The following is a 25,433-nucleotide window of genomic DNA, read 5'->3' as shown; positions in this document are numbered from 1 at the left end:
GTGAAGGCACTCGTCGCAATTCCTGTCCTCCTTGTCGTCCTCGTCCTCGACCTGATTACCAAGGCCGTGGCGGTCGCGACACTCGCGCCCGCCGGCGGAGCCAGTCCGGTATTCGGGAACTGGTTCCGGTTCGCGCTGGTGTACAACCCAGGGGCGGCCTTCGGGCTGCATCTGGGCAACTACTCGCGCTGGATCTTCATGGCGCTCACGTGCGGCGCCATCGTGATCCTGTGGCGACTCTACCAGCAGACCGCGCCGGACGATCTGCGCAAAGCGCTCGCCGTGTCCCTCGTGGCGGCGGGCGCGCTCGGCAACGTCATCGACCGGATCCGGTCGGATCTGGGCGTCGTCGACTTTATCGATATCGGGTTCGGGGTGCATCGCTGGCCCACGTTCAACGTGGCGGACATGGCGGTCAGCAGCGGCGCGTTCCTGCTGGCGCTGGTGCTGTGGGGCGAGGAAAAGCGCGAAACGGCCGCGGCCGCTGCGGCGGTGGCCGCCGAGCAGAGCGCCGCGCGGATAGTGAGCGCTCCGGCGCCTGAACAGGCCGACCTGACGCGATGACGAACCCGACCCGCAGTGCCACGGCGTCGGCTGTCGTCAACGACGTGCCGGCCGCCTCGGCCACGCTCCGCTTCTGGAGTCTCGTGCTGCTCATCACGGCGGCCGACGCGATTTCGAAAGCGCTGGCCGTCGAGTATCTCGCGCCACGTCATATTCCACATAGAATTCTCGGCGACGTGGTGCGCTTCACGCTCGCGTACAACCCAGGGGCGGCCTTCGGCATGCACCTCGGTCCTGCGTCACGCTGGATATTTGCGGCGCTCAGCGTCGTGATTGTCGTGGTGCTGATTCGCGCCACGGCCGACCTCACCCGGATCTCACGGCTCGCCGCGTTCGGCGTGCCCGTCGTGGTCGGGGGAGCCATCGGCAACCTGCTCGATCGCATTCGGCTGCGAGACGGCGTCGTGGATTTCATCGACATCGGGTACGGCGACGTTCGCTTCTGGACGTTCAACGTAGCCGACACTGCCGTTACCATCGGAGCTGGTTGTCTCGTGATCGCATTGTGGCAGTTGGACAAAGCACAGCAGCAAGCGACGGCCTCGTGAACGCTGCTTCAGGAGCCGCGTCGGGAACCCCGTCGGCAGCCGTGCATGATTTTCAGCTCGCGGACGACAGTGGCGACGCGGGTGAACGGCTCGACCTGCTCGTGTCACGTCACTGTGCGCTGTCGCGGACTCAGGCGGCGACGCTGATCGCTACCGGTCAGGTCACGGTCAACGGGAAGGCGGAGAAGGCCTCGTATCGCAGTGAAGCGGGCGACCGAATCCATGTGGTGATTCCGCCGCCGCCGGGACGGGACATCGTCCCCGAGAACATTCCGCTGGATATCGTCTACGAAGACGAGTATCTGCTGGTGGTCGACAAGGCCGCCGGCATGGTCGTGCATCCGGCGCCTGGCAACTGGACGGGCACGCTGGTGAACGCCCTGATCGGGCGCGGCGAGCCGTTGGCCGATGGAGGCAGCGAGGAGCGCGCCGGCCTCGTGCACCGTCTCGACAAGGACACGTCGGGACTGCTGATCGTGGCCAAGACCGATGTGGCCCATCGCTCGCTCAGCGCTGCTCTGGCCGCACGCAAGGTGACCCGACGGTACGTGGCCCTCTGCTGGGGCCACCTGTCCACCGACAACCTTACGGTGGAGAAGCCCATCGGCCGCGATCCACGGGACCGAACGAAGATGACGATCGTCCCTGACGGACGGATGTCGCGGACGGATTTCGTGCGCCTCGGTCGGTTCGACTCGGCGGATCTGCTGCGCGCCCACCTGCACAGCGGGCGGACGCATCAGATTCGCGTCCACCTGTCGTCGATCGGCCACCCGGTGGTCGGTGACGATACGTACGGGGGAGGAGGCGGTCGGCGGTTGGTGGAGTTGCCTGGCAGACGGCACTTCCTGCACGCGGCTTGGCTGCGCTTCCGTCATCCGATCACGGGAGCTCCGGTCGACCTGCGTTCGCCGCTTCCGGCGGACCTGCGTCAGTCGTTGTCCGTTGTCAGCCTCATGCCGGAACTCGCCACACACCAGGATCCGCTCGATGTCTTCGGGTTCTACAAAACCGATGAAGTCCTTCCCGGACACAAGCCAAACGATCACGACGACGCCCTCGATTAGCGGCGACGACGGCGACGAGCAGCGCCCCCGGGTGCTGGTCGTCGCGTCCGACCGGGATACGTTCGGCATTCCGGTCGAGCAAGTCCGAGAGGTGATTCGGAGCGCCTCGCTCCGCCGGGTGCCGGGCAGTCCGCCGGTGCTCCGCGGTATCGTCAACGTACGGGGCGCCATCGTCACCGTGTTGGACCTTCAGGCCCTCCTGACGGGAGCGCGTGCCGTCACGGCGGGGTCAGTCGTCCTCCTCGAGTACGGATCGCGCCTCATCGGGCTCGCCGTGCATGCCGCGCACGATGTCCGCGTGCTGGAAGCGTTGCTCGAGTCCCCACACGAGCGCGAGTCCGCCGTCGACCGCATCGTGCCGCTGGACGCCGTGGCGCTCTGCGCGCGGCACCTGCATTCAGCCGACGAGAGGGAACGGTGAGCCGAACGGTACTCATTTGCGACGACGCGATCTTCATGCGCACCATGGTGGGAGACATTCTCACGCAGGCGGGCTTCGAGATCATCGGAGAGGCGGAAACGGGCGTGCAGGCGGTGGAGCGCTATCAGCAGCTTCGTCCCGACCTCGTCACGATGGACATTGTGATGCCTGACATGGGCGGGATCGATGCGGTCCGGGAGATCACGAAGCTCGATCCCGGTGCCAAGATTCTCATGTGCAGCGCGATGGGACAGCAGGCGCTGGTGGTCGAAGCCATTCAGGCCGGAGCGAAGGACTTCGTGGTGAAGCCGTTCCAGCCCAGCCGTGTTCTCGAAGCCGTGAACCGCGTTCTCGCCGCATAGGTCGTCGCGGTCGTACGTTCCGAACTAACGGCCATGGACGCCGCTCGGTATGCCACGCTGTTCCTGAGTGAATCGCGCGAGCATCTCACGGAAGTCGACGACGCGTTGCTCGCCCTCGAGCGTGACGCTGCGCACGCGAACGCTGCGGCAACCGGCGCTCACATCGCGACAGTCTTTCGCGGTGTGCACACCATCAAGGGCATGGCCGCTGCCATGAGCTACGCCGCGGTCGAGCAGCTGTCGCACGCGCTCGAGAGCCGCTGCGAGCCGCTGCGCAGCGCTGAAGAAGCGCTGAGCGGCGACGTGCTGGCGCTGCTGTTCGACGGCACCGATCTGTTGCGCGCCGCCGTCGATGCAGTGCCGCGTGGACACACTGAGCTCACGTCGTCCATGCGCGCATTTGTGCAACGACTCGGTTCGGTAGCGGCGGTCGACGACGCCGGTGCAAATGTCCATGCCATTGCGGACACGCCGGAGGTCATTCCCGATGTGCCGAGTGATGCGGTCGGTACCGCCCGGCAGGTGGATGTGCGCCTCACCGCGGATTGCCCGCTGAAGGGCGTGCGTGCCATGATCGTGTTGGCCAAGCTGTCGGCGTTGGGCACACTGCGCGGCGCCGAGCCCGCACAGGAGCGCTGGCAGGACGATCTCTTCGACGGTGCGTTCCGGCTCACGCTGCAGTCGTCGGCCTCCGACGACGAGATCACCGCCGCGGCGCAGAGCGCCGGAGATGTGGCACGCGTTGCGGTGACGCTGGCCAGGCCTACGCCGGCGCAGGGGAGCGCCCGCGTGACTGACGCGCCGCGCACGGTGCGTCTCGATGCGCGCCGACTCGATACGCTGCTCGACCTGGTCGGCGAGTTGGTGATTACCCGTGACCGTCTGTTGCGCGCCATCGAGCAATCGGATCATCCCGATCGCGCCGTCGTGCGCGCGGCCGCCGATGCGGCACGTCTCGTGGCCACACTGCAGGATGAAGTGCTGCAGGCGCGCATGCTGCCCGTGGCGCAGGTGTTCGATCGCTTCCCGCGGCTCGTCCGCGACATCGCGCGCGATCTCGGCAAGGACGTACGTTTCACGATGGAGGGCCGCGAGATCGAACTCGATCGATCGCTGCTCGATGCCATCGGCGATCCGATCATGCACCTGCTGCGCAACGCGCTCGATCACGGCTTCGAAGACGCCGACACCCGTCGCGCCGCAGGTAAACCAGCCAGCGGCGAACTGATTCTGCGCGCGGCGCGTGATCGGGCCACCGTCGTGATTCAGGTGCAGGATGATGGGCGCGGAATCGATCGCGATGTCGTGCTGCGTCGTGCGCACGAGCAAGGGCTGGTACAGGAGCAGATCACCACGCTGGCCGATGACGCGCTGTTGCAGTTGGTCGCGCATCCCGGATTCTCCACCGCCAGGTCGGTGACCTCGATCTCCGGACGTGGCGTCGGCGTGGATGTGGTGAACACTCGCGTGCGCGCGCTGGGCGGTCAGATCGACCTCGAGACGATCACCGGTGAAGGCACGGTGTTCACGATGCGGCTGCCGCTCACGCTCGCGATCATGCGCGCGCTGCTGGTGCAGGTGGGCGGTGATACCTACGCGATTCCCGCCGCGCACGTGATGGAAGTGCTGGAATTCCACGGAGCGTCCCGTAGCACCGGCGCGCTCACCATCACCGTCCGGGACGAGACTGTACCGCTGGTGGCGCTGCAGCAGCGCTTCGAGGATGACCCCTTGGCGCCTGCCGTCGCCAATCCGGACGGGGTACGTCATGTCGCCATCGTCGAGGTGGCGGGACGGAGAACGGCGTTGTTGGTGGACGCCTTGTTGGCCCAGCAGGATATCGTGGTGAAGCCACTGGACGCCGTCCGCGGCGCCCGGCCCTGGTTCAGCGGCGCCACCGTGCTCGGTGACGGGAGCCCCGCGCTCATCGTCGATGTGAGTAGTGTGGCATGACGAAGTGAAGACGACTCGTGACCGAAGGTGACTTGAACATGTCGGCGATCCGGTCTCTCAAGACCATCCAGCTGGATGCACTGCGTGAAACGGCCAACATCGGCGCCGGTCACGCCGCGACGGCGTTGTCGCAGATGACCGGCAGCACGATCATGATCAAAGTGCCGAACATCACGGTCGCCAGCATCGAAGAGCTGCCCTCGCAGTTCACGCCGGAAGAAGAGCCGGTGGCGGCCGTCCTGATGCACATGCTCGGGGACCTCAGTGGTCGCACGATGCTCGTATTTCCGAAACCGACGGTGATGCGTCTGGCCGAACTGATGCTGCGTCGGCCGGTCGGTTCGTCCACGGCCTTCAGTGAACTCGAGACGTCGGCGATCAAGGAAGCCGGCAACATCCTGAGCGGCGCGTACATGAACGCGCTCAGTGACTTCCTCGGTATGCTGCTGCTGCCGTCGCCGCCGAGTCTGGTGATCGACATGTCCACCGCAGTGCTGACCAGTGCGATCGGCGAGTTCTCGCCCGATCCCGATGCCATTCTCTGCGTCGAAAGCGAGTTCCAGCTCATGGAGATGCAGCAGACACTGCGCGGCTTCTTCCTGCTCCTCCCCGATCCCGCCTCGTTGCAGGTGATGCTCCGCGCGTTGCGGCTCGCCTGAGCGTCGGGACCGCTCCGCTCATGTCGTCTGTCATGTCGGCCGGTCGCGACGTGGACCTGCTGCGAGCGCTGATCGAGCGTGTCGACCAGCAGGATCCCGGTGCGTTCAACAACCTCGGCGTGCTGTATCACGCGCGCGGGCTGCACGCGGAAGCGGTCGATGCGTTTCTCCGCGCGCTCGCGATCGATGCGCGCATGCGTACCGCCGCGCGCAACCTCGAGATCGCCGCCGCGCAGCCGGGCGCCTGCGATGCGCGCATGACGGCGCTCGACACGCGCGTGGCCGCTGATCCCGACGATCGTGCGGCGGCCCTCGAGCGCGCGCGACTCTCGCGTTTGGTCGGCCGGAACGAAGCCGCTATCCGTCAGCTCGAAACCCTGCTTGCCGAAGATCCCGACGACGCGACCGCGCTCTTCGAGCGTGGACTGATCGAACAGCGCGCGGGCGATCTCCGGCGAGCGCAACGCTGGTTCGAGCGTGCCGTGAATGTGGGTGGCGCCGACACCGACGCCCGTTTGCATCTCGCGGAAGTGCTGTATCAGCGCGGCCAGAATGAGCAGGCGTTGGAGTGCCTCGACCTGCTGCTGGCCCGCCAGGCGGACTGTGCCGACGCGCATCTGCTGCGCGGCTTCGTCCTTGGCGACATGGGGCGTCACGACGCCGCGATCGCCGCCGCGCGGCTGGCGGCGCAGCTCAATCCCACGCTCTCCACGGCGCAGATCGATCTCTCGCTCGAATCGGGGGCCCAGGCCGGGACACCGGTGGCGATCGATCCGTCGCCGGTGAACGGCATGATGCGGGTAGCGCCCGAAGGAGCGCTCGCCCGCTACGGGCTTGGACTCGCCTTTCGGCAGCGCGGATATTTCGACGAAGCGCGCCGCGAGTTTGAACGGTCGATCGCCGGTGGCGAGGATGCGCGCCTGGCGGAGCACGCACTCGGTGAGCTCGATCTGATTGCCGGTCGATGCGACGACGCGCGTGCGCGGTATGAATCGCTGCTGGCGCTGCACGAACAGCCGCGCCTGTGGAACGAGCACGGTGTGGCGTTGCACCAGTCGGGCGACGTGCACGCGGCGGCCGACAGCTATCGTCGCGCGCTGCGCATCGATCCGCGCCATGCGCTGGCCTATAACAATCTGGGCGTCGCGCTCGACGATCTCGGCGATCACCAGGCCGCACGCGAGTCGTTCCTGCGCGCGGCCGAACTCGATCCCCCGCTCATCATCGCGCGCCTCAATCTGGCGCGGTGGCTGGCGGGACAGCGCGATCCGTTGGCCGCCCTGGCGCTGCTGCGCGAACTCGTGGCGTTCCATCCGCGTGATGCGACGTCGTGGCAGGTCATGGGTACGGTGTTGCAGGCGCTGGAGCGCCCCGAGGAAGCGCGCGATGCGTTGCTCACCGCGATCGAGTGCCGACCGTCGCACGCCGAAGCCCGCTACGGGCTCGCGCGCATCCTCGAGCGGCTCGGCGATGCCGATGGAGCGGCGCGCGAAACACAACTGGCGCTGAAGTACGCGCCGATGCGTACCGCATCACGCCTCTCGGTGGCGATCGACTTGCAGCGCGAGTGCCCCGATGCAGTGGGTGCGCTCGAGCTGCTGGTCATACAGGGCGGGTCGCCACTGCGCGGCATCGTGCTGCCGGGCGATGATCTCGCGGCGCTTTTGCCCGAGCAGCACCCGGCGCAGCACCCGGAATCGTCCGCCGTGTCCGACGAACTGCCTGTCGGCCACGATGCGATCGCGACGGCGATCGCGACGGCGGTGGCGAAGGCGATCACGGATGCCGCACGCGCCTGCGAGGAAGCCGACGGCTTTGCGACGCGGACGGTGCATGGTGAGGCCCTCGAACGGTACGTGCGGGCGCGTGCCGCCGTCGACGCGCCGTCAGTAGCGGCCATGTCGGCCCCGATGCAGCTCCTGTGGCAGCGCGCCACGCTGGGCGAGGCACGGTCGTTGTGTCTGCTGGGCCGTGGGGGCGAGGCGCTCCCGCAACTCAGGCGGGCCGGTGCCGTCTGGCCGTATCATCCGGAGGTGCTGGCGCTGTTCGCGTTCGCCGCCGCCTCCCACGCGGACCGCGATCCGGCGAGTGCGGAGACGGCGCGATCCGCCATGCTGCGCCTGTTGCGGCAGGACGTGACCAGCGCGGCCCTGCTGCACTTCGCCGGCGATGCGGCGATGAAGTTGCACGATGAAGCGCTGGCCCTTGGCTTCTATCGTCGCGCCCTGGCGCACGATCCGGCGCGTCCCACGGCGCGCGTCATGATCGCGCGCATGCTGCGCGAGCGCGGGGATCTGCTCGCGGCGCGTCTCGAGCTGGTGGCCGCGCTGTCGGCGGTCCCGAACTGGCGCGACGCCGTGCTCGAACTGGCGCGCGTGCACCGCGATGCGCGGCGGCATGCCGACGCGCGCTGGATTCTAGTGGATGTGCTCGAGCGCTGTCCCACCGATATCGAGGCGCTGCAGCTGCTCGTCGAGGTGCTCGTGGGCGAGGAGCGTCCCGACGATGCGCGCATCGTGGTGGATCGCGTGCTGCGTCATGACCCCGACAACACCGGAGCGCGCTGGTTCGATGGCGTGCTCCTCGCGCAGCAGTCGCGCACCCGCGACGCGCTGGCCCGTTGGGCCGGTCTCGCGCAATCGGCTGAAGACGACGCGTTCGTACAACGCGCCCGACATGCCGTGCCGCATGCCGTCTACGGCAGCGGCGCTCCCAGCGACCCGGCGCGCGTCGCATGAGCGCGCGATGAGCCTCGAGGGCCGCCTTCGTGAGCTCGGCCTGGCCGAGGTGCTGCAACTGCTCGCCCTGAGCCGGAAGTCGGGTGTGCTGCATCTCGAGTCTGCGCTTCAGGGGCGACACGCTGCCGTGCATTTTCAGCAGGGCCGCGTGGTGAACGCCGCCACGTGGAACGAAGACGAGTCGGCCCGGACGCTGCGCACGCGGACGGCCGACGAAGCGCGGGAGGTCGAAGCGATCATGCTCGACTTGCTCCTCTGGCGTGACGGCGCCTTCCGCTTTGCGCCCGCCGACGACCACGCGCCCACGAGCGCTTCGATCCGTCTGGCGATCGAGCCACTACTCATGGAAGCCGCGCAACGGGCGGCGGTCTGGGAGCGGATCGAGGATCGCGTACCGCACTCGCGCGTCGTGCCGGCCTTCGTGGACGTCGAGCCGCAACAGTTGCCGCTCCTGCGTCTGGCACCGGTCCAGTGGGAGATTCTCACCCGTGTCGACGGCCAGCGTGACCTGCTGCTGTTGGCCGAATCGCTCGGTCGCGATCTACTGGACGTGGCGGAGCAGGTCCACGGCCTGATCGGGGCGGGGCTGTTGGTCCTGCGCGAAGGGCCAGTGGCGCCGCGCCGGAATCCCACGCCGCCCGCGATGGCGGCGATCCCCGCGCCGCATGGTCGCGAGATCGCCGGCGATCTCTGGATCCCGACGGTGGACCATACGCGACATTCGTCGTCGCCCCCCGATCACGAGTCCGGATCACTCGACGAGGATTCGCTCTTCGATCCGGTGGAATTGGGGGTCATTTCCCCCGAAGGATTCCCCCGTCGACTTACGCCATGGATGGCGTCGCCACCGGTTGCCTCGCAGGCCGCTGAACCGTCCATGCCACGAGGGGAGACGGCCGGAATCGCTGCGCGCGTCGAGGCCGACTCGTTGTGCCGGCTCGGTGATGAAGCGGCCCGGCGTGGTGACTTCGCCGGCGCGCTGACCCACTGGCACGCTGCCCTTCGGTTACCGGAGTCGTTTGCTGACGCAGATCGCCTGCGCGAAGCGATCGCACTCACGGCCCGGTTGCACGCGCTGCTGCATCCGTAACGGCGTAAGAGACATGCGGTGCTCTCGCGACCTTCGGGCGCGACGACACCGGCGGCGAGGAGAGGAGCGGGCGCATGCCCATTGTCGATCATGCCACACGGCTGATCACCTGCAAGTTGGTCTACTACGGACCGGGACGGTCTGGCAAGACGACGAATCTCACGTACCTGCACTCGGCGTTGCCGGGCACGCAGGTCGGCGAGCTCACGTCGCTGGCCACCCGTCGCGATCGCACACTCTTTTTCGACTACCTCCCCGTCGACCTTGGCACCGTGGGCGCGTATCGCGTCCGCTTTCAGCTGTACACGGTGCCGGGACAACCGTACTACCGCGCCATTCGGCAGCTCGTGCTGCAGGGCGCAGACGGCATTGCGTTCGTGGCCGACAGCCAGCGCCATCGTTGGGACGACAACCTCGAAAGTCTGCAGGACATGCACGCGAATCTTGCCGAACATGGGGTCGATGCGCGTGATCTGCCCATCGTGATGCAGTACAACAAGCAGGATTTGCCCGTCTCGCTGGCGGCCAGTGTGGCGGAGCTGTCGGTCGCCTTGAACTTCCGCGGCGTTCCCGAGTTTGCCGGCGACGCGCTCCACGGCCCGGGCGTCTTCGACACCCTGCGATCACTCGGTATGCGCGTGCTCAGGCGGCTCGGTGCCGACGAGGGCACGGAAACGGCCCATCGTGCGGCCCTCGCTTTGCGCACGCCGGCGTTCACGCCGGTCCGGCACGCCGGCCGCGTCACGGCCGATGTGCTGACCGGCGTCGCCGGGAGTGACGCATGAGCGGCCCACTCGACGGTAACTATCGCTTCGACACCTTCGTGGTCGGCTCGTCGAACCGCCTCGCCGTGTCGGCCGCCCGAGCGGTGGCCGACGCGCCGGGAAGTGTCTACAATCCACTGTTCGTGTATGGCGGCTCCGGACTTGGCAAAACGCATCTCGTGGCGGCCATCGCGCATCAGGCGTGTGCGGTCAAGCCCGATCTGCGCGTCGAGTTCACCTCGGGTGAGGACGTGGCTGAGCATCTGCATCGCGTGATCGCGAGTGGTCAGCCACAACGATTCATCGAGCACTATCAGCAGATAGAGCTGCTCATTCTCGATGACGTCCAGTTTCTCACCGGCCAGCGCGAAACGCAGTCCGAGCTACTGCGACTGTTCAACATCATGCAGGGGACCGGTCGTCAGCTGGTGCTCACCAGCGATCGTCAGCCATCGGAGATTCCCGATGTCGACCAGCGCCTGCTGTCGCGCCTGATCGGCGGATTGGTGGTCGACGTCGGCGCCCCGGACTACGAAATGCGTCTCGCGATTCTGCGCAATGTCGCGGGCGTGCGTGGCGTGGAGTTCGCCGACGGTGTACTCGACGAAGTGGCGCGGCTCGCGTTCGGGAATGTGCGCGAACTCAAGGGTGCCCTCAATAAGCTCTCGGCCTTTCAGCAACTCGAGGGAACGCCGGTCGCGCCGCCTGATGTGCGCGCGGTGCTGGGCGAGCGGGCGTCATCCACGCCTTCGCACCCGCCGCGCATCGAAGCCATCATTCCCGACGGCACCGACTACGAAAGCTTTTTCGCCGACGTCCTGCAGGAAGTCGAGAACCGCGTCGAGCCATGGCGCGTGGCGCTCGGCGAAGCGATGTCCCGCTGGAAGAATCATGGGTACAGTATCGCCGTGCTCGACCGCGCCTTGACGCTGCAAGCGGCGCCCGATGTGGACGGTCTGCTGGCCACGTTCGCCTCGGCGATAGAACACCTGCGCAACCTCGAAGCACAGGCCACCAGCCTCGATCCGACGCTACGCGGGCATGCTGTATTCCGCGATGTCGAATCGATCCCGCTGGCGCAGCAGCTGGTCGAGCGCGCGATGGCGAGTACGTTACCGCTTCCCGCGCCGTCACCGGTGTTCACGCGCGAACGGATCGAGGTGAGTCACGCGAATCAACTGGCGGTCAAGGCCATCGACTCGGTCATCGAGCAGCCAGGTACGCGTTACAATCCGCTGTTCATCTGCGGACCGGACGGCAGCGGCAAATCGCATTTGGCACATGCGCTGGGAAACGCGATGCGCCGCCGTGCCGCCGTGGCCTGCCTGTCGGCCAACGCCTTCGTGGACGAGCTGATCGCCGCCATGCAGGAAGGCGGCATGGAGCGTTGGCGCTTGCGCTTCCGCGCCGCCGATCTGTTCATCCTTGATGACGTCGAAGTATTAGCGGGGAAAGAGCGCACGCAGGAGGAGCTCTTTCACCTGTTCAATCACCTGTACGAGCGCGGTAGTCAGATCGTGCTGACCAGCACGCACGCGCCGCGCGAGCTGCCCGAGCTCGCCGATCGACTCCGCTCGCGATTCGAAGGCGGGCTGGTGGTCGCGCTGCAGTCGCGCGAGCGACAGCGCGTTGAACAGCTCGTAGAGCGCACACCCGGTGAACTCGATCGATTCTTCGAGGATCGCGAGAAGACGATGTGGAACTGGCCGGACCTCGGCGGACGACTGATCGAGGAGTACCGGTAGTGGCGATCCGCGGAAATCTCAGTGAGGCGTCGCTCGCCGACGTGCTGCAGCTGTTGGCGCTCGGTCAGAAGACCGGATGTCTCAGTGTCGCGCGGGAGGGCAGCGTTGGCACCGTGCATTTTGCCGGTGGTCGCATCGTGCACGCCGAGCTGGTGAATCGTCGCGATCGTCTCGGCGATCGTCTCGTGCGCATCGGGGCGATTACTCCCGATGACCTCGCACGCAACACGGCCATGCGTGCGCCGCAGGACGATCGGGATCTCGCGCATACGCTGCTGGCGCAGGGGCTGATCGAGCGCGACGTGCTGGTCGGAGAGTATCGAACGCAGGTTGAAGAGGCGGTATACCATCTGTTCAGCTGGTCGCTGGGTTCGTTCACGTTCGAGCCCGAGGCCGATGAGTCTCCCGATGCTGCCTTGGTGTCGGTCAGCGCCGACTCGCTGTTGCTGGAAGGTGCGCGTCGGGTGGACGAGTGGACGCAGATCGCGAAGAAGGTGCCGAGTCTCGATCTGATTTTCGAACTCGACGGGCCACGGCTTGCCCAACGCGAAGTGCCGCTCAGCGCGACGCAGGAGCGCATCCTGCCGTTTCTCGACGGCACGCAGGATCTCAACACGGTGATCGAGCGCTCCGGCCTTGGCGAGTTCGAAGTCGGCAAGGCGGTGTTCGGATTACTCACGGCCGGGTACGCGCAGCGTGTCGGCCGGAGTGCCGCGCGACGTCAGCCGCCGCCGGAGAGCCGCGTGGCCGAGCATCGCAATCTCGGCATCGCGTTCTATCGCACCGGTATGCTCGATGAAGCGCAGCGCGAGTTCCGCCGCGTGCTCGAGCTGCGTGACGCCGATGGCGTCGCACGCTTTCATCTCGGACTCGTGCAGCTGCGTCGTCGCGACTGGGTTGGCGCCTTCGACACGTTTCTGCGCGCGTCACAGGAGCCGGATGCTCCGTCGGCCGTTCTGCACAATCTCGCGTATGTGTGCGAGCAGCGCGGCCAGTTCGAAGCGGCGGCCGGCTACCTCGATGACGCGTCACGGCGCATGGTGGTCCCCGACCCCCGCATCGCCCTCTCCCGAGCCACGCTCGCACTGCGCGTGGGCGAAATCGCGGACGCCGAGTCGGCGTTGGCGGAGGCGCGCAGCGCGTGGGGCGCGCGTCAGCCGTCGGCCGCCTGGTTCCATGCCGCTGGACTGGCCGCGGCACTCGGTGGCGACGGTGCGCGCGCTGCTGCCCTGCTGGAAGAGGGCATTGCACTCCATCCGCATGCGGCCGCGCTGCACAACAACCTGGCCGTGGTGCAGGAGCGGCGGGGGAGCGACGAGCTGGCCGCCCGCACCATCGAGCACGCCCTGCTCGAAGATGCCAACTGTGCGCATTTGCATAAGAATCTCGGCGACTACTTGTATCGCGGGCAGCGCTATGACGAAGCGTTCGAGTCGTTCGTGCGCGTCGTACGGCTCATGCCGTCGCACGGGCCCGATGTGTATCTCAAGATCGGCAACGTGCAGTATCGCCGTGGTGCGCTGGCCGATGCGCAGACTTCATGGGAGCAGGCGCTCGCGCTCGACCCCGACAATCGGATCGTGCGCGCCAATCTCGATGCCATGCGTCGTGCAAGCACGCCCTCGGAGCCGGTGCCTGCGGCCAGCGACGATGCGCTGGTCGGAAGCGCCGCAATGAGCCGGGCATAGTGCAGCACACCGTCGGAATCGCCGATCTCACAGCCGGTGCCGGGCATATCGCGCTGGTGACCATAGGACTCGGTTCGTGCGTCGCCATCGCGCTGCACGATCGGACGCATCGCATCGGCGCCCTGGCCCACGTGCTGCTGCCGCATCACGCGCTCACGGCCGACGCACCGAGTGCGGGGAAGGCCGCCTCCACAGCGGTTCCGGCGATGATCTCCCGCATGCAGGCGCTGGGGGCGACGCATGATATCGAAGCGCGACTGGTGGGCGGCGCGAGCATGTTCGCGTCGCTCCTGGCGTCCGGCGCCATCAGTCTCGGCGCGCGGAACGTGCAGGCGGCGCGGGCGGCCTGCGCGGCACATGACATTCCTATCGTGGGCGAAGCCGTCGGTGGCGACTGCGGGCGCTCGGTCTATTTCGATGTGGCCACCGGACGTGTGCACGTGCGGACTGTGCGAGGCGCCGATGTCCTCCTTTAGCGACTCGGAGACCGCGCGCCGTCGCGTGCTCGTGGTGGACGACAGTGCCTTCATGCGACGGCTGGTCAGTGACATCGTGGCGTCCAGCGGTGAGTTCGACGTGGTCGGGACGGCGCGCGATGGATTGGATGCGTTGCGGCAGATGCCGCTGCTCGACCCCGATCTGATCACGCTCGATGTGGACATGCCCAACCTCGACGGCCTCGCCTGTCTCGATCGGATCATGCGGGATTGGCCGCGGCCCGTCGTGATGCTGAGTGCGGGGGGAAGCGATGGCGGCGCAGATGCGACGCTGCGGGCGCTCGATCGTGGCGCGGTCGAGTTTGTGCGGAAGCCCTCGGGCGCCATCAGTCTCGATCTCGAGCTGGTGAGCGAGCAGCTACTCGACGCGTTGCGTGCCGCCGCGTCCGTTACGCGGCTTCAAGTACTCGAAACGACGTCCGTAGCCGCGTCGTCGGGCATGCGCGGTTCAGCCCATGATCGTGGTTTGCGGTCACCCGCGCGCGTCTCCGCGCATTCGCCCGGACAGCCACCGTCGTTCGTGGTGTGCATCGCCGCCTCCACCGGTGGTCCGGCTGCGCTGAGCCAGCTCATTCCGCAGCTGCCGCGCTTCGAGCGGGCCGCCGTGTTGATCGTGCAGCATATGCCCGCGGGTTTCACGGCGAGCTTCGCCGGGCGCCTCCACGGTGTCTCGCGGCTGGCGGTCCACGAGGCGATGCACGGCGAGCCGCTGCAGGCTGGCCATGTGTACGTCGCTCCTGGCGGCTTTCATCTGCGCATCGGAGGCACCCGACATGCGCCCGTGGTGCTGCTCGATCAGGAGCCGACGGAATGGGGAGTACGGCCGGCGGCCGACCGACTGTTCAAGTCGGCGGCGCAAAGCTTCGGCACGGCGTGCCTGGGGGTGGTGCTCACCGGCATGGGGCGGGACGGTGCCGATGGACTCCTCGCTATTCGCCAAGCCGGAGGGCTGGCGATCGTGCAGGAGCGCACGTCGTGCGTGATCCCGGGCATGCCCGACTTCGCGCTCCGCGTGGCCGGCGCGGATGACGTCGTGGCCCTGAGCGACATGCACGGCGCCATCGCACGGCTCGTCGCGGCACAGGGCATCGCCCTCGACGACAGCGTAGCGCGGCTCGCCTGAGTCATGCGTGAAACACTCGTGAGGTGCCCGTGAGCCAGTTCAAGTCGACGGCGATGTTCGCCGTGCGCCGTCGCGCCGTGAGCACGGTGGAACGCGCCACGTTCGTCTGTTTCTCGATCGGCGAGCATCGGCTCGCGGGGCCGGTCGAACTCATCGATCGCGTGCTGCGCCCGTCCACCGACAACCCCAGCGTGTCGTTCGAGGGACGCGTGCTCCCGTACGCCGATCTGGCTTCTCCACTTGGACTCACACTCGGCGGCGGCACCGTGGCGCTGCGCCGCGTGCTCGTCGCCCACGTGAACGACCAGTGGTGGGCGCTGCCGGTGGATGCGGTGCATGAAGTGATCACGGTGGACGCCAGTGAGGTGCGCCCGCTGCCGGCTGACCATCCCGATGTTCATCGCATCGGTGCCATCGCCACCTTCGCGCGAGGGGGAAGTACTGTTCTGGTGCTCGACCTCGTTCGCTTGCTCCGCTGACTTTGTCATGTGACCGCGCCATGCCGCATACCGGTTCCGACCTGCAGACGCGCTTTGACGCCATTCGCGACGCCCTGTCCGCCCAGCCGGCGCCGGACGAACGCGATCGGCTCAAAGAGCAGATCATCGCGCTCTTCCGCGACGCCGATGCCAAGGTCTCGGCTGCGCTCACGTTCAAGGCCAACGTAAAGGAGTTGGTGGAACGCTGGAAATCGCTCGACGGCGCGCCAGCGGCCGCGGCATCAGCGGCCGCCGCATCAGCGGCCGCCGCATCAGCGGCCGCCGCGCCGACGGGGTTCACCGGCTCGGGACGCATTGATCATCTGGGCGCGTCGACGTTTATCGAAAAGGGCTGGTCGAAGCTGTCGCTGGGCGATCCGGTTGGCGCCGACGTGGCGCTTCGCCGGGCGTTGGAACTGGCACCGGGCAGCAACGAAGCGGAGACGCTGCTGGGGTGGGCGCAGATGATGCAACCGCAATACGACGCTGCCCTCGCCACCTTTCAGCGCGTGTTGGGGCGCGACCCCGAATACGCGCTGGCGCACACCAACGTGGGCTACATCTGCCTCCGGCGAGGGCTCTATGGCGAGGCCATCGAACATCTCTCGCGCGTGATCCGGCTGGACCTCGACCGGAAAGCCACGCTGTACGCGCATCTCTATCTCGGGATGGTGTACCGCGAGCGCGAGATGTACGACGACGCCGAGACATTCTTCCGTAAGGCCCTCGAGCTCGGACCAAACCTGCTGCAGAGCTGGTATGAACTTGGACGCGTGCACTGGTTCGCCGATCGCCGCGATCAAGCGCTCGCGGCGTGGCGTTCGGGTGCAGAGGCCAACAAGTTCAATCCATGGGGGAAACGCTGCGCGGAGCTGCTGGGGCAGGTAGAGCAGGGCGGAGCGCCACCGCGCACCGACTGACGGTCGCGCTGTTCGTGGCGGCGATTGCCGGTGCACGCGCCGTCTCGGCGCAGACGCCGATGGCACCTGGTGTGCGGCTCGACGAGGGTCGTTTCACAGTGGTCGCGGAGGCGCGTGATGCCCGGCTGGCCCGCTCGCTGCTCACGGCGGCGCAGGCGAACGACAGCTTTCCCGGACTGCCGCGTCCGAAGGCGCATGTGCTCATCGCGGTGGCTCCGAACGCCGAGCGATTCCGGCAATGGGTGGGTCCGCACGCGCCGGAGTGGGGCGCCGCCATTGCGATCCCCGACGAGCAGCGGCTGGTCCTGCAGGGCGGTGGGGCGGGCAGCGATGCCGGCGATCCGGTGGCCGTGCTGCGTCACGAACTGGCCCACCTCGCGCTGCACGAGCAGATGGGGCGTCTGCCACCGCGCTGGTTCGATGAAGGCTACGCCAGCGTCGCCGCCGGCGAGTGGACCCGCGATGCGGCCTTCGAAACGTCCCTGACGATGGTGTGGCGCACGCTGCCCTCCCTTCAACGGCTGGAGGACGGCTTTTTTGCCGGTGCATCGGAGGCAAGCTGGAGCTACGCAATGGCCTACCGCGTGGTGAGCGAACTGCAGGCGCTCGATCCGATAAACGGGCTCTCCAATCTTTTCAGTTATTGGAAAGCGACCGGCTCAATGGAGAAGGCGGTCCGGCAGGCGTACGGGATCACGGGTGACCAGTTCGAGAAGCACTGGCAGGCGCGCACGCGGCGCCGCTACGGGGCCCTTTCGCTGGTGACCAACATTTCTGCGGTGTTCGGACTGTTCGGCGTGCTGCTGGTGCCGTTGTACATCAGCAAGCGGCGCCGCGACCGGCAGAAATTGGAAGCGATGCGGGCGGCCGATGTGGCACAAGAGGCTGCCGCTCGGGCCTCCGCGTTGCAGGCGCTGTTGGATGCGGGACAGGACGGTGGACGGGACGTCATACAGGAACTGGGACAGAACGCGGGTCCATCCGGGACTACCGGGGTCTTCTGATAACGAAGCCGGTCTGACCGCGCCCTTGCCGTGCTGCTTGGTCTAGCGGTATCGTGCGCCATGACTTCGATCGACAAGCCCCGCTCTCGCGCCCTGATGTACTGGGGCGCCGCTGCACTCTCGTTGGTGGTCGGCTACGTGGATCTTGCCCGTGGCGGCGAGACCATCGCACCACTGCTGCTCGTGATCGGCTACGTGGTGCTGGTACCGCTTGCCATCCTGAAAGGCTGAGCGGACACGACGGCCGAGGGCGGTCCGATGGCCCTACCGAACGTGACGATCCGGTTAAGTTGTGCCTCAAGCGGGAACAGCGCTCCCCGTCCGTTGTAGTTTCTCAATGGGTAATGCGGCGCGTAGTATCACCGGGCGAATAGCTCAGTTGGTTAGAGCGCCTGCCTTACACGCAGGATGTCGGGGGTTCGAGTCCCTCTTCGCCCACTCGGCTCTACCGTGCAGCCGCGCGGCGGTGTGGCGCGATTCGTTCGGGATGTGATGTCCGTACCGACTTGCTTCGGCTTCGGCCAGATGCTTGCACGATGCGCAGGCGCTCTTCAAGTTCTGCAGTTCCCCCCAGACCCGCCTGGCTCGCGCACGGCCACTCGGGTTGCAGGTAGGCCGGCATTATGCCGGATCCACGGCTCACGGTGCGGAGGTTACGACATTGATGTCACGGCATTTCCAGGCGCTCGCCGGAATCGGTCTCGCCCTCGGTGGTACCCTTGCGGTGCCGTCGATTGCGTCCGCTCAGTACAATCGGGTCCCCGACCCGAACGCCACACGTGTTCTCGTGGCGGTGTTCAAGGCTGCTGAGAAGGGATTGGGAGTGCAGGCCTCCGATGCGGTGCGCTCGCGCATGAACAGCGAGTTCCCGTTCAAGCAGGTCTATGTCCTGCCCAAAACGGATATCAACGCCACGCTGGAAGCCTCCGGCTTCCCCATCGCCGACGCTCTTGAAGCGCATGACCAGCGCGCGCTCGCAACACTGCTCCGCGCCGATGAGTACGTAACCGGAACCGTCACCAAGACGGCGACCGGTGTGAAGGTCGAGGCGAACCTGGTACTCGCCCGCGATAATGCGCTCGTGCAGCCGATCGGCTCGTACGACGTGAAGTCGGTGGGCGATGCCGCCGGCGCGATCTCGAAGGAGCTGAAGGAAGCCCGCAAGCAGCTCGACGCCGAGAAGAAGTGCATCAACTTGGCTCGCGAACAGAAGTACGACGCGGCGATCGCAGCGGCCAAGGAAGGCCTCGTGCTGTACCCGCGCGCCACGCTCGCCCGCATCTGCATGGCGAACGTGATGATCACACAGAAGGCGCCGTCCGCTGAGCAGCTTGTGATTGCCAGAGAGATCGTCGCCATCGACCCCAAGAGTCGTCCGGGCCTCGCGATTCTCGCCTCCTCATACCGTGCGCTTGGTCAGCAGGACTCGGCCGTGGTGTCGCTCACGCGTCTCCTCGCGACCGATCCGAAAAACCCGCGTCTACAAAAGGACGTCGTCGAAGAGCTGGCCAGCGTCGCCAATCCGCGCCTCGCAAAGCCCGTTATCGATACGGCCGTGATGCTCAACCCGGGCGATCCGGACCTGCTCCGTCTTCGCTGGCGCATTCTCCTCGCCACGCGCGACTACAAGGAAGCTTTCGCGCAGGGCGAAGAACTCGTGAAGCTCGACACGTCGTTTGCCGACACCACGTACTTCGTGCTCTCCGCAGCGGCCATGGCGGCGGACAGCCAGTTCCAGAAGGCGGCCGAGATGGCCGCGTTGGGTCTGGCCAAGTTCCCCAGCAACCCCGGCCTTTCGTTCACGCAGATCGTGGCGCTCCAGAAGGCCGGTCAGAACCAGCAGGCGCTCGAAGCGTTGGACAAGGCGACGGCCGCCAAGGTGTCCGTTGATAACTCAGCGTTCCTGCGGCTCACGCTCCTCAAGGATCTGAACCGCACCGTGGAGGTCGTTCCTGCGGCTCGAGCGCTGATTGCGGCCGGCGACACCAGCACGCTCGTGCGGCAGATTCTCGTGCAAATCGGCAACGATCAGTTCAAGAAGGCGCAGGCGAGCAAGCTCCCGGCAGAGTTCGATGCCATGATCTCAACGCTCAACTACGCTGATTCGGTCTCGAAGGGACCGGTGAAAGCTCAGGCGCAGTTTCTCCTGGGTGCGGCTGGCGTTGTGTATGGCCAGCTCAAGCTGACGGCGGCTAGTGAGCAAAAAAGCTGTGCACTGGCCAAGGAAGCGAAGAATCTCTTCGTCGACGCCCAGATCAATCTGCCAAAGGGCGGCACGTTTGCCCCGGACGCCATGCGCCAGTACATGGGCTTCGTAATGCAGCTCGATCCGTCGGCCGACCAGATGGTGAAGGCGTTCTGTAAGTAAGACCACCTTCGTAGGACATCGGGCCCGCCGTCGCTCCGACGGTGGGCCCGTTCGTTTTCCCCCCGTCCGCGCACGGGATACCACAGGCACCATCACATCCGTGCGCGAATACGGGTAATACACATTCTTGAACGCGTCATCATCGCTTGACGGTGCACTCAGTACCTCACTAACATGACGCGCCCTAACAAGTCCCCATTACGCGCGTGAGCCCGGTTCGTACTCTCCCATCAGGGCGCGTTGGCGCCTACCACGTCCCAGTGTTGCTGGCCGAGATCGAGACGCTGCTCGCCAGCGCCTCGACCGTTCTCGATTGCACCTTGGGCGGTGGCGGGCACACCGCTGCCCTTCTCGAACGTGGCATGCGTGTCAGCGGCATTGATCGCGATCCGCGGGCGCTCGCATCGGCGCGCGAACGATTGGCCGATTTCGAGCGGGCCGGACAGTTCCGCGCTTTGCTCGGCAACTACGCCGCCCTCGACGCCGCCGGGCTTGCCCCGATCGAGCACTTCGACGGCATTCTGCTCGACCTCGGCGTGTCTTCGCACCAGTTCGACGATCTCAGTCGCGGCTTTACCTTCCGCGAGGGGGCGCCGCTCGACATGCGCATGGGAACTGACGCCGAGACGGATGCGGGTGAACTGTTGAACACGATCGATGAAGTCGATCTGTCGGCGCTGCTGCGGGCCTATGCCGACGAGCCGCGGGCGGCGCGCATGGCGCGCGAGATCGTGCGACGCCGCGAGCGGCGGCCCTTCGCTACCGCCGATGATCTGGTGGATGCGATTCGCGCCGTGCTCGGACCGCGCAGTGGCGCGCCCGACTTCGCGCGCATCTTCCAGGCCATCCGCATTGCCGTGAACGACGAGCTCTCCGGGCTCGAACACGCGCTGCCGTTGCTGCGCGATCGACTCACCCCCGGCGGTGTGCTGGCGATCATCAGCTATCACTCCGGTGAAGATCGCATCGTCAAGAATGCCTTCCGCGACTGGAGCACGGCCTGTATCTGCCCGCCACGACAGATGATCTGCACCTGCCGCGGCATGCCTCTTGGCGACACGCTCACGCGTCGCCCGATCAACGCCACTGACGTAGAGGTGGACGGGAATCCGCGCGCCCGCAGCGCGCGCCTGCGTGCCTGGAAGTTCGCGAGCTGATGGCCGCCGCCTCCGCGAAGCGCACCACCCGTCGTACCTCGCGAGGTCCCCTCAAGGGGCGCGCCTGGGTCGCGATCGGGTTAGGCGTCTTCGTGGTGGTCGCATCACTTGCGGTGTGGCGGCGCAGTGTCGGGGTGGCCACCGCGCGCGATATTGAACGGCTGATCGATCGCCAGCGGGCGCTCATCTCAGAGAAGACCACGCTCGATCGCGACATCCGAGCTGCCATGGCCCGTAGTCGCGTCATCGGTGAGGCCGAACGTCGGTTGGGACTACACGTGGCTACTGACGCGCAAACCCGCATGCTCTCCGATTCGATGTTTGCCGATCCGGTTCGCCCGGATACCGCCGCACCCGACTCTGCCTCGCGCTCATGATGTTCGGACCGATTCGAGAAGCCGCCGCGCACGGGCTACGGCCCGTCGCCGATGTCGTGAACACGCCAGCCACGGTCAGCCGCGCGCGCTCCATGATCGTGCACGCTGGACTCGTTGTGTTTGCCGTCGCGATCCTGGCCCGCGCCGTGCAGCTGCAGATCGTGGAGCACGACACCTGGCTGCGGACCGCTGACCGACAGCACGTGGATCAGCAAACGGTGAAACCGCTGCGAGGGGCCATTACCGATGCCACTGGCACCGTGCTGGTGGAATCGCGCGAGCAGATGAAGCTGAGCATCGCGCCGCGTGAGATTCGCGATGTGCGCCGCAGAAACGCCAAGCGCGGCGACCCGCTCGTGAAAACGCGCACCGTAATTCGCAATGGACTGCGTGCGCTGTCGGTACCCGAGTCGCAGATTCGCAAGGCGCTGGACACCAATCAGAAGTGGGTCTCGCTGCCCAGGCTCTATTCGCCCTCCGATGTGGAGCGCTTTGCCGGCTTGCCCGGCGTGCACGTCGAGCGGGTTCGCCGTCGGATCAACTCGGCCAGCGACAATCTGCGCGGCCTACTCGGCGCCGTCGATGCCGACGATGCACCCGTTGGCGGCATCGAACTGGAACTCGATTCGTTCTTGCGTGGACAAGAAGGCCGGCGGGCTGTCGTGAAGGATCCGAAGGCCGGCAATGTGGAGTCGCCGGAGCTGGTCAGTGTCGACGCGCTACCGGGACATACGGTCACGCTCACGGTGAATCAGGCGCTGCAGGAGATTGCGGAGAACGAACTGCAGCGGGCGTTGGTCCGCACCGGCGGCACCGGCGGCGATGTCGTGATTCTCGATCCGCGCGATGGTGCGGTGCTCGCGCTGGCCGGAGTGCGCGACGGCAAGCCGGCCAGCACCAGCACGCCGATGGCGCTGGCTTACGAGCCGGGCTCCGTGATGAAGCCGTTTCTCGTGTCGCGACTGTTCGATATGGGGAAGGCCACGTCGAACGAGATCATCAACACCGAGAACGGCAGCGCGATGCTGCCCGGTCGCAAACGGCCGCTCACCGACGAACACAAGGCCGCGCAGATGCCGGTGCGCGACGTGATCCGTTTTTCCAGCAACATCGGCACGGCCAAGCTGGCGCTACGCCTGACGCCACGCGAAGAGTTCGAAGCGATGCGTGATTTCGGCTTCGGCTCGCTCACTGGTGTGCCCTATCCGGCCGAATCGAAGGGGTCGTTGCCGCTGCCCGCGCGCTGGAGTGGCAGTACCCAGACGGCGGTTTCCATCGGCTACGAAGTGCTGGCCACTCCGCTGCAGATTGCCCTCGCCTATGCTGCCATCGCGAATGGTGGTGAACTGCTGCAGCCGGCTCTGGTCAAGGAAGTGCGCGACGCGCAGGGGGCGACGATTTATCGCCACGAACGACGCGTAGTACGTCGCGTACTTACGGCCAGGACCGCAACGGAAATGCGTGGCCTGCTCGCGTCGGTGGTCGACAGTGGCACGGGCACGGCCGCCGAGCTGGCCACCTTCGATGTGGCCGGCAAGTCGGGCACGGCGCGACGCAGCGAGAACGGGCGATACCTCGTGGGAAAGTACAATGCGACGTTCGCCGGCATGTTCCCGGCGCAGGCACCGCAGTACGTGCTCGTCGCGCGCATCATCGATCCCAAGGGGACGTACTATGGCGGTATCGTCTCTGGCACGCTCGTGAACGGGATTTTGCAGGCCGCGCTCGCGACCCGCAATTCGGCGCTCGATCGCAATGCGCTGGCGGGGGTCGCGAAGGCGATGCCGGTGCCCGTCGCGAAGCCGAAATCGGAGAAAGCACTGGCGCTCGCGACGCGCGACTCCTTGCGGCGTGACTCACTGCTGGCACCACCGCCGCCGAAGGCGGAGCCAGCGCCCGCTGCCGCGCGCGTGGTCGTCTCGCTGCCGTTCAAGGCGCCGAAGGCAATCGCGCGCGACCAACGCGACGTGCGGGTGGTGCCATCCGTGTTCGGGCTCGACGTGCGGCAGGCCACGCGCACACTCTACGCGGCCGGCTTTCAGGTGAGCGTCGCGCCGGGGTCCGAGGTGCGCACTCGTCCCGCTGCCGGCACGCTGCTGCGCATGGGCAGCACGGTGCAACTGGAGATGCCGCGCATGGAGTCGGCCAAGTGAGTACGACCTCGCGCACGGTAAACGTGTCGGTCGTACTCGATGCGCTGCGCGATGCCGGGTTGCTGGTGTCAGCAGGCGCTGATCTGCCGACCTCGGTGACCGACGTGATCGACGACAGTCGGCGCGTGACCGCAGGATCAGCGTTCATCGCGGTGAAAGGTGCCGTCCAGGACGGTCATGCCTGGTTGCCGTCGGCCAAGGCCAGTGGGGCCGCGCTCGCGCTGGTGGAGGACGCGGCCGATGGCGCCGCCGCAGCGGCGGCCGCCGAACTCCCGGCGATCGTGGTACGCGATGGCCGACGAGCGGCCGCGGTGGCCGCGGCCGCCTTCCATGGCTGGCCGGCGCGCGATCTCACACTGGTGGGTGTGACCGGCACCAACGGCAAGACGACCACCGTCGGCCTGTTGCGTCATCTGCTCGATGCCCCCGAGCGACCGGCGGCGTCGATCGGTACGCTCGGTGTGCTTCTGGGCAGTGACGGCGTGGCCATGCCCGGTGGCAGCGGACTCACGACACCAGGCCCCGTGGAGTTGCAGCGCGTGTTGCGTGAACTGCTCGATCGTGGCGTGCGCACGGTCACGATGGAAGTGTCGTCGCACTCGCTCGATCAGCGACGGGTGGATGGCCTCTCGTTCGCGGCGGCGGTGTTCACCAATCTCACGCGCGATCATCTCGACTATCACGGCACGATGGAGGCGTATCGTGCCGCCAAGTTGCGGCTGGTGGGACTGCTGGCGCGCGATGGCGTGGCCCTCTTCAATGCCGACGATCCGTCCTGGCGCGGTGTGACCAACGCGCCCACGTCGTGGACGTTCGGCAGCGAGTCGGGTGCCGACATCTCGGCCCGCGATGTCACGTTCACCAGTGAAGGCAGCCATTTCCTGCTCGTGTCGCCGCACGGCGCGCAGTCGGTGTCGTTGCCGCTCATCGGCGACTTCAACATCGCCAACGCACTTGGTGCCGCCGCCGTCGCACTGGCCTTGGGCATGCCGATCGCCGACGTGGCGGAGCGACTGTCGTGCGCACCGCAGGTGCCGGGTCGTCTCGAACGATTGCACACGGCGCCCACGGTGCTGCGTGACTATGCACATACACCCGATGCGCTCGATCGCGCGCTCCGCGCCGTGCGCCCCTTCACGCGGCAGGACAACGGATCGTCCAGCCGCCTGATCGTGCTCTTCGGCTGCGGCGGCGACCGGGATCGCGGCAAGCGCTCCGAGATGGGCCGTCTTGCCGAGGCGTTGGCCGACGTCGCGATCGTAACTAGTGACAATCCACGCACCGAAGATCCTGATCGTATTCTCGACGACATCGAGGCGGGCATGACGCGGCGTGATCACGTCCGAATCGTCGATCGGCGCGATGCGATCGCCCACGCCCTGCGCATCGCCACACCGCACGACGTGGTGGTGTTGGCCGGCAAAGGACACGAGACCTATCAGATACGCGGTACGACGTCGTATCCGTTCGATGAACGTGAGATCGTGCGCGAACTCACGGCCGCGATGCCGGCTGTCCTTCCTCACAGTCCGCCCCATTCTGCGTGACCGCTTTCTCAACCGCCGGCACCGCGTTCAGCGCGATTCCCGCCGTCGCGCCCGACCATGCGCATGCGTACTGGACCTTCGAGCGCGTGGCTGATGCGCTGGGTACCGGACCGCGGATCCCACGTCCGCTGGCCGGTGTCTCCACCGACACGCGCGCGATGGCCCGTGGCGACGTGTTCGTCGCGCTCATCGGCGAACGCTTCGACGTG

23 protein-coding genes, 1 tRNA gene and 1 pseudogene are annotated in these 25,433 nt (G+C 66.7%); all 25 read left to right on the top strand.

The window, feature by feature from the left end; all coding sequences use genetic code 11:
- Complete coding sequence (lspA, locus tag ACESNG_RS15560; RefSeq protein ID WP_373062081.1) at positions 1-564, top strand: signal peptidase II; 564 nt, start codon at positions 1-3, stop codon at positions 562-564.
- The gene (gene lspA, locus ACESNG_RS15555) at positions 561-1,112 is read left to right on the top strand and encodes a signal peptidase II (protein ID WP_373062083.1); all 552 of its coding nucleotides are present in this window, start codon (positions 561-563) and stop codon (positions 1,110-1,112) included. The genes lspA (ACESNG_RS15560) and lspA (ACESNG_RS15555) overlap by 4 nt, the downstream gene beginning before the upstream one ends.
- Positions 1,109-2,179: an RluA family pseudouridine synthase gene (locus ACESNG_RS15550; protein WP_373062085.1), complete on the top strand. Its 1,071-nt coding sequence runs from the start codon at positions 1,109-1,111 to the stop codon at positions 2,177-2,179. The genes lspA (ACESNG_RS15555) and ACESNG_RS15550 overlap by 4 nt, the downstream gene beginning before the upstream one ends.
- Positions 2,127-2,600 carry a chemotaxis protein CheW gene (locus tag ACESNG_RS15545; RefSeq protein WP_373062087.1) on the top strand — a complete coding sequence of 158 codons (474 nt, stop codon included), beginning with the start codon at positions 2,127-2,129 and terminating at the stop codon, positions 2,598-2,600. The genes ACESNG_RS15550 and ACESNG_RS15545 overlap by 53 nt, the downstream gene beginning before the upstream one ends.
- A complete protein-coding gene (locus tag ACESNG_RS15540) occupies positions 2,597-2,962 on the top strand; it encodes a response regulator (protein WP_373062089.1) in 366 nt (121 codons plus the stop codon). The genes ACESNG_RS15545 and ACESNG_RS15540 overlap by 4 nt, the downstream gene beginning before the upstream one ends.
- A 33-nt stretch (positions 2,963-2,995) precedes the next feature.
- Positions 2,996-4,915 (top strand): chemotaxis protein CheW, encoded by a 1,920-nt coding sequence (locus ACESNG_RS15535; RefSeq protein WP_373069654.1) that lies wholly within the window; start codon positions 2,996-2,998, stop codon positions 4,913-4,915.
- 38 nt (positions 4,916-4,953) lie between these two features.
- Entirely contained in the window at positions 4,954-5,574 is a 621-nt protein-coding gene (locus ACESNG_RS15530; protein ID WP_373062093.1) for a chemotaxis protein CheC, read from the top strand.
- 20 nt (positions 5,575-5,594) lie between these two features.
- Positions 5,595-8,312 (top strand): tetratricopeptide repeat protein, encoded by a 2,718-nt coding sequence (locus ACESNG_RS15525; protein ID WP_373069652.1) that lies wholly within the window; start codon positions 5,595-5,597, stop codon positions 8,310-8,312.
- Positions 8,313-8,319: 7 nt separating this feature from the next.
- The gene (locus ACESNG_RS15520) at positions 8,320-9,402 is read left to right on the top strand and encodes a DUF4388 domain-containing protein (RefSeq protein WP_373062097.1); all 1,083 of its coding nucleotides are present in this window, start codon (positions 8,320-8,322) and stop codon (positions 9,400-9,402) included.
- 74 nt (positions 9,403-9,476) lie between these two features.
- The gene (locus ACESNG_RS15515; protein WP_373062099.1) at positions 9,477-10,187 is read left to right on the top strand and encodes an ATP/GTP-binding protein; all 711 of its coding nucleotides are present in this window, start codon (positions 9,477-9,479) and stop codon (positions 10,185-10,187) included.
- Positions 10,184-11,911 (top strand): DnaA ATPase domain-containing protein, encoded by a 1,728-nt coding sequence (locus ACESNG_RS15510; protein ID WP_373062101.1) that lies wholly within the window; start codon positions 10,184-10,186, stop codon positions 11,909-11,911. Before ACESNG_RS15515 ends, ACESNG_RS15510 begins: the two co-directional genes overlap by 4 nt.
- Positions 11,911-13,599, top strand: a complete 1,689-nt coding sequence (locus ACESNG_RS15505) for a DUF4388 domain-containing protein (RefSeq protein WP_373062103.1) — start codon at positions 11,911-11,913, stop codon at positions 13,597-13,599. The genes ACESNG_RS15510 and ACESNG_RS15505 overlap by 1 nt, the downstream gene beginning before the upstream one ends.
- Complete coding sequence (locus ACESNG_RS15500) at positions 13,599-14,075, top strand: chemotaxis protein CheD (RefSeq protein WP_373062105.1); 477 nt, start codon at positions 13,599-13,601, stop codon at positions 14,073-14,075. Before ACESNG_RS15505 ends, ACESNG_RS15500 begins: the two co-directional genes overlap by 1 nt.
- Entirely contained in the window at positions 14,062-15,219 is a 1,158-nt protein-coding gene (locus ACESNG_RS15495; protein ID WP_373069650.1) for a chemotaxis response regulator protein-glutamate methylesterase, read from the top strand. Before ACESNG_RS15500 ends, ACESNG_RS15495 begins: the two co-directional genes overlap by 14 nt.
- 29 nt (positions 15,220-15,248) lie before the next feature.
- Positions 15,249-15,698 (top strand): chemotaxis protein CheW, encoded by a 450-nt coding sequence (locus tag ACESNG_RS15490; protein ID WP_373069648.1) that lies wholly within the window; start codon positions 15,249-15,251, stop codon positions 15,696-15,698.
- Between the two features lie 20 nt (positions 15,699-15,718).
- The gene (locus tag ACESNG_RS15485; protein ID WP_373069646.1) at positions 15,719-16,618 is read left to right on the top strand and encodes a tetratricopeptide repeat protein; all 900 of its coding nucleotides are present in this window, start codon (positions 15,719-15,721) and stop codon (positions 16,616-16,618) included.
- On the top strand, positions 16,549-17,622 hold the full coding sequence (locus ACESNG_RS15480; RefSeq protein ID WP_373069644.1) for a peptidase MA family metallohydrolase: 1,074 nt from the start codon (positions 16,549-16,551) through the stop codon (positions 17,620-17,622). Before ACESNG_RS15485 ends, ACESNG_RS15480 begins: the two co-directional genes overlap by 70 nt.
- A 60-nt stretch (positions 17,623-17,682) precedes the next feature.
- Positions 17,683-17,853 (top strand): hypothetical protein, encoded by a 171-nt coding sequence (locus ACESNG_RS15475; protein ID WP_373062115.1) that lies wholly within the window; start codon positions 17,683-17,685, stop codon positions 17,851-17,853.
- Between the two features lie 133 nt (positions 17,854-17,986).
- Positions 17,987-18,060: transfer RNA gene (locus ACESNG_RS15470), tRNA-Val, on the top strand.
- A gap of 226 nt (positions 18,061-18,286) precedes the next feature.
- Complete coding sequence (locus tag ACESNG_RS15465; protein WP_373062117.1) at positions 18,287-19,990, top strand: tetratricopeptide repeat protein; 1,704 nt, start codon at positions 18,287-18,289, stop codon at positions 19,988-19,990.
- Between the two features lie 206 nt (positions 19,991-20,196).
- Positions 20,197-21,147: a 16S rRNA (cytosine(1402)-N(4))-methyltransferase RsmH gene (gene rsmH / locus ACESNG_RS15460; RefSeq protein ID WP_373062119.1), complete on the top strand. Its 951-nt coding sequence runs from the start codon at positions 20,197-20,199 to the stop codon at positions 21,145-21,147.
- Complete coding sequence (locus tag ACESNG_RS15455) at positions 21,147-21,524, top strand: hypothetical protein (protein WP_373062121.1); 378 nt, start codon at positions 21,147-21,149, stop codon at positions 21,522-21,524. The genes rsmH and ACESNG_RS15455 overlap by 1 nt, the downstream gene beginning before the upstream one ends.
- Positions 21,521-23,677, top strand: a complete 2,157-nt coding sequence (locus ACESNG_RS15450) for a penicillin-binding transpeptidase domain-containing protein (protein ID WP_373062123.1) — start codon at positions 21,521-21,523, stop codon at positions 23,675-23,677. The genes ACESNG_RS15455 and ACESNG_RS15450 overlap by 4 nt, the downstream gene beginning before the upstream one ends.
- Complete coding sequence (locus tag ACESNG_RS15445) at positions 23,674-25,224, top strand: UDP-N-acetylmuramoyl-L-alanyl-D-glutamate--2,6-diaminopimelate ligase (RefSeq protein WP_373062125.1); 1,551 nt, start codon at positions 23,674-23,676, stop codon at positions 25,222-25,224. The genes ACESNG_RS15450 and ACESNG_RS15445 overlap by 4 nt, the downstream gene beginning before the upstream one ends.
- A pseudogene (locus ACESNG_RS15440) lies at positions 25,221-25,433 on the top strand (hypothetical protein); the annotation flags it as partial. The gene ACESNG_RS15445 and the pseudogene ACESNG_RS15440, both read left to right, overlap by 4 nt.

The organism is Gemmatimonas sp. (assembly GCF_041689975.1).
GTDB lineage: Bacteria > Gemmatimonadota > Gemmatimonadetes > Gemmatimonadales > Gemmatimonadaceae > Gemmatimonas.
This window is presented reverse-complemented; position numbering and strand designations above follow the sequence as displayed.

What these genes read in the sequence shown, in the direction of transcription:
- lspA (WP_373062083.1), top strand. Translation starts at nt 561, where the DNA reads ATGACGAACCCGACCCGCAGTGCCACGGCGTCGGCTGTCGTCAACGAC.
- ACESNG_RS15545 (WP_373062087.1), top strand. Translation starts at nt 2,127, where the DNA reads ATGAAGTCCTTCCCGGACACAAGCCAAACGATCACGACGACGCCCTCG.
- ACESNG_RS15535 (WP_373069654.1), top strand. Translation starts at nt 2,996, where the DNA reads ATGGACGCCGCTCGGTATGCCACGCTGTTCCTGAGTGAATCGCGCGAG.
- ACESNG_RS15530 (WP_373062093.1), top strand. Translation starts at nt 4,954, where the DNA reads ATGTCGGCGATCCGGTCTCTCAAGACCATCCAGCTGGATGCACTGCGT.
- ACESNG_RS15525 (WP_373069652.1), top strand. Translation starts at nt 5,595, where the DNA reads ATGTCGTCTGTCATGTCGGCCGGTCGCGACGTGGACCTGCTGCGAGCG.
- ACESNG_RS15520 (WP_373062097.1), top strand. Translation starts at nt 8,320, where the DNA reads ATGAGCCTCGAGGGCCGCCTTCGTGAGCTCGGCCTGGCCGAGGTGCTG.
- ACESNG_RS15515 (WP_373062099.1), top strand. Translation starts at nt 9,477, where the DNA reads ATGCCCATTGTCGATCATGCCACACGGCTGATCACCTGCAAGTTGGTC.
- ACESNG_RS15510 (WP_373062101.1), top strand. Translation starts at nt 10,184, where the DNA reads ATGAGCGGCCCACTCGACGGTAACTATCGCTTCGACACCTTCGTGGTC.
- ACESNG_RS15495 (WP_373069650.1), top strand. Translation starts at nt 14,062, where the DNA reads ATGTCCTCCTTTAGCGACTCGGAGACCGCGCGCCGTCGCGTGCTCGTG.
- ACESNG_RS15485 (WP_373069646.1), top strand. Translation starts at nt 15,719, where the DNA reads ATGCCGCATACCGGTTCCGACCTGCAGACGCGCTTTGACGCCATTCGC.
- ACESNG_RS15480 (WP_373069644.1), top strand. Translation starts at nt 16,549, where the DNA reads ATGGGGGAAACGCTGCGCGGAGCTGCTGGGGCAGGTAGAGCAGGGCGG.
- ACESNG_RS15475 (WP_373062115.1), top strand. Translation starts at nt 17,683, where the DNA reads ATGACTTCGATCGACAAGCCCCGCTCTCGCGCCCTGATGTACTGGGGC.
- ACESNG_RS15465 (WP_373062117.1), top strand. Translation starts at nt 18,287, where the DNA reads ATGTCACGGCATTTCCAGGCGCTCGCCGGAATCGGTCTCGCCCTCGGT.
- ACESNG_RS15455 (WP_373062121.1), top strand. Translation starts at nt 21,147, where the DNA reads ATGGCCGCCGCCTCCGCGAAGCGCACCACCCGTCGTACCTCGCGAGGT.
- ACESNG_RS15450 (WP_373062123.1), top strand. Translation starts at nt 21,521, where the DNA reads ATGATGTTCGGACCGATTCGAGAAGCCGCCGCGCACGGGCTACGGCCC.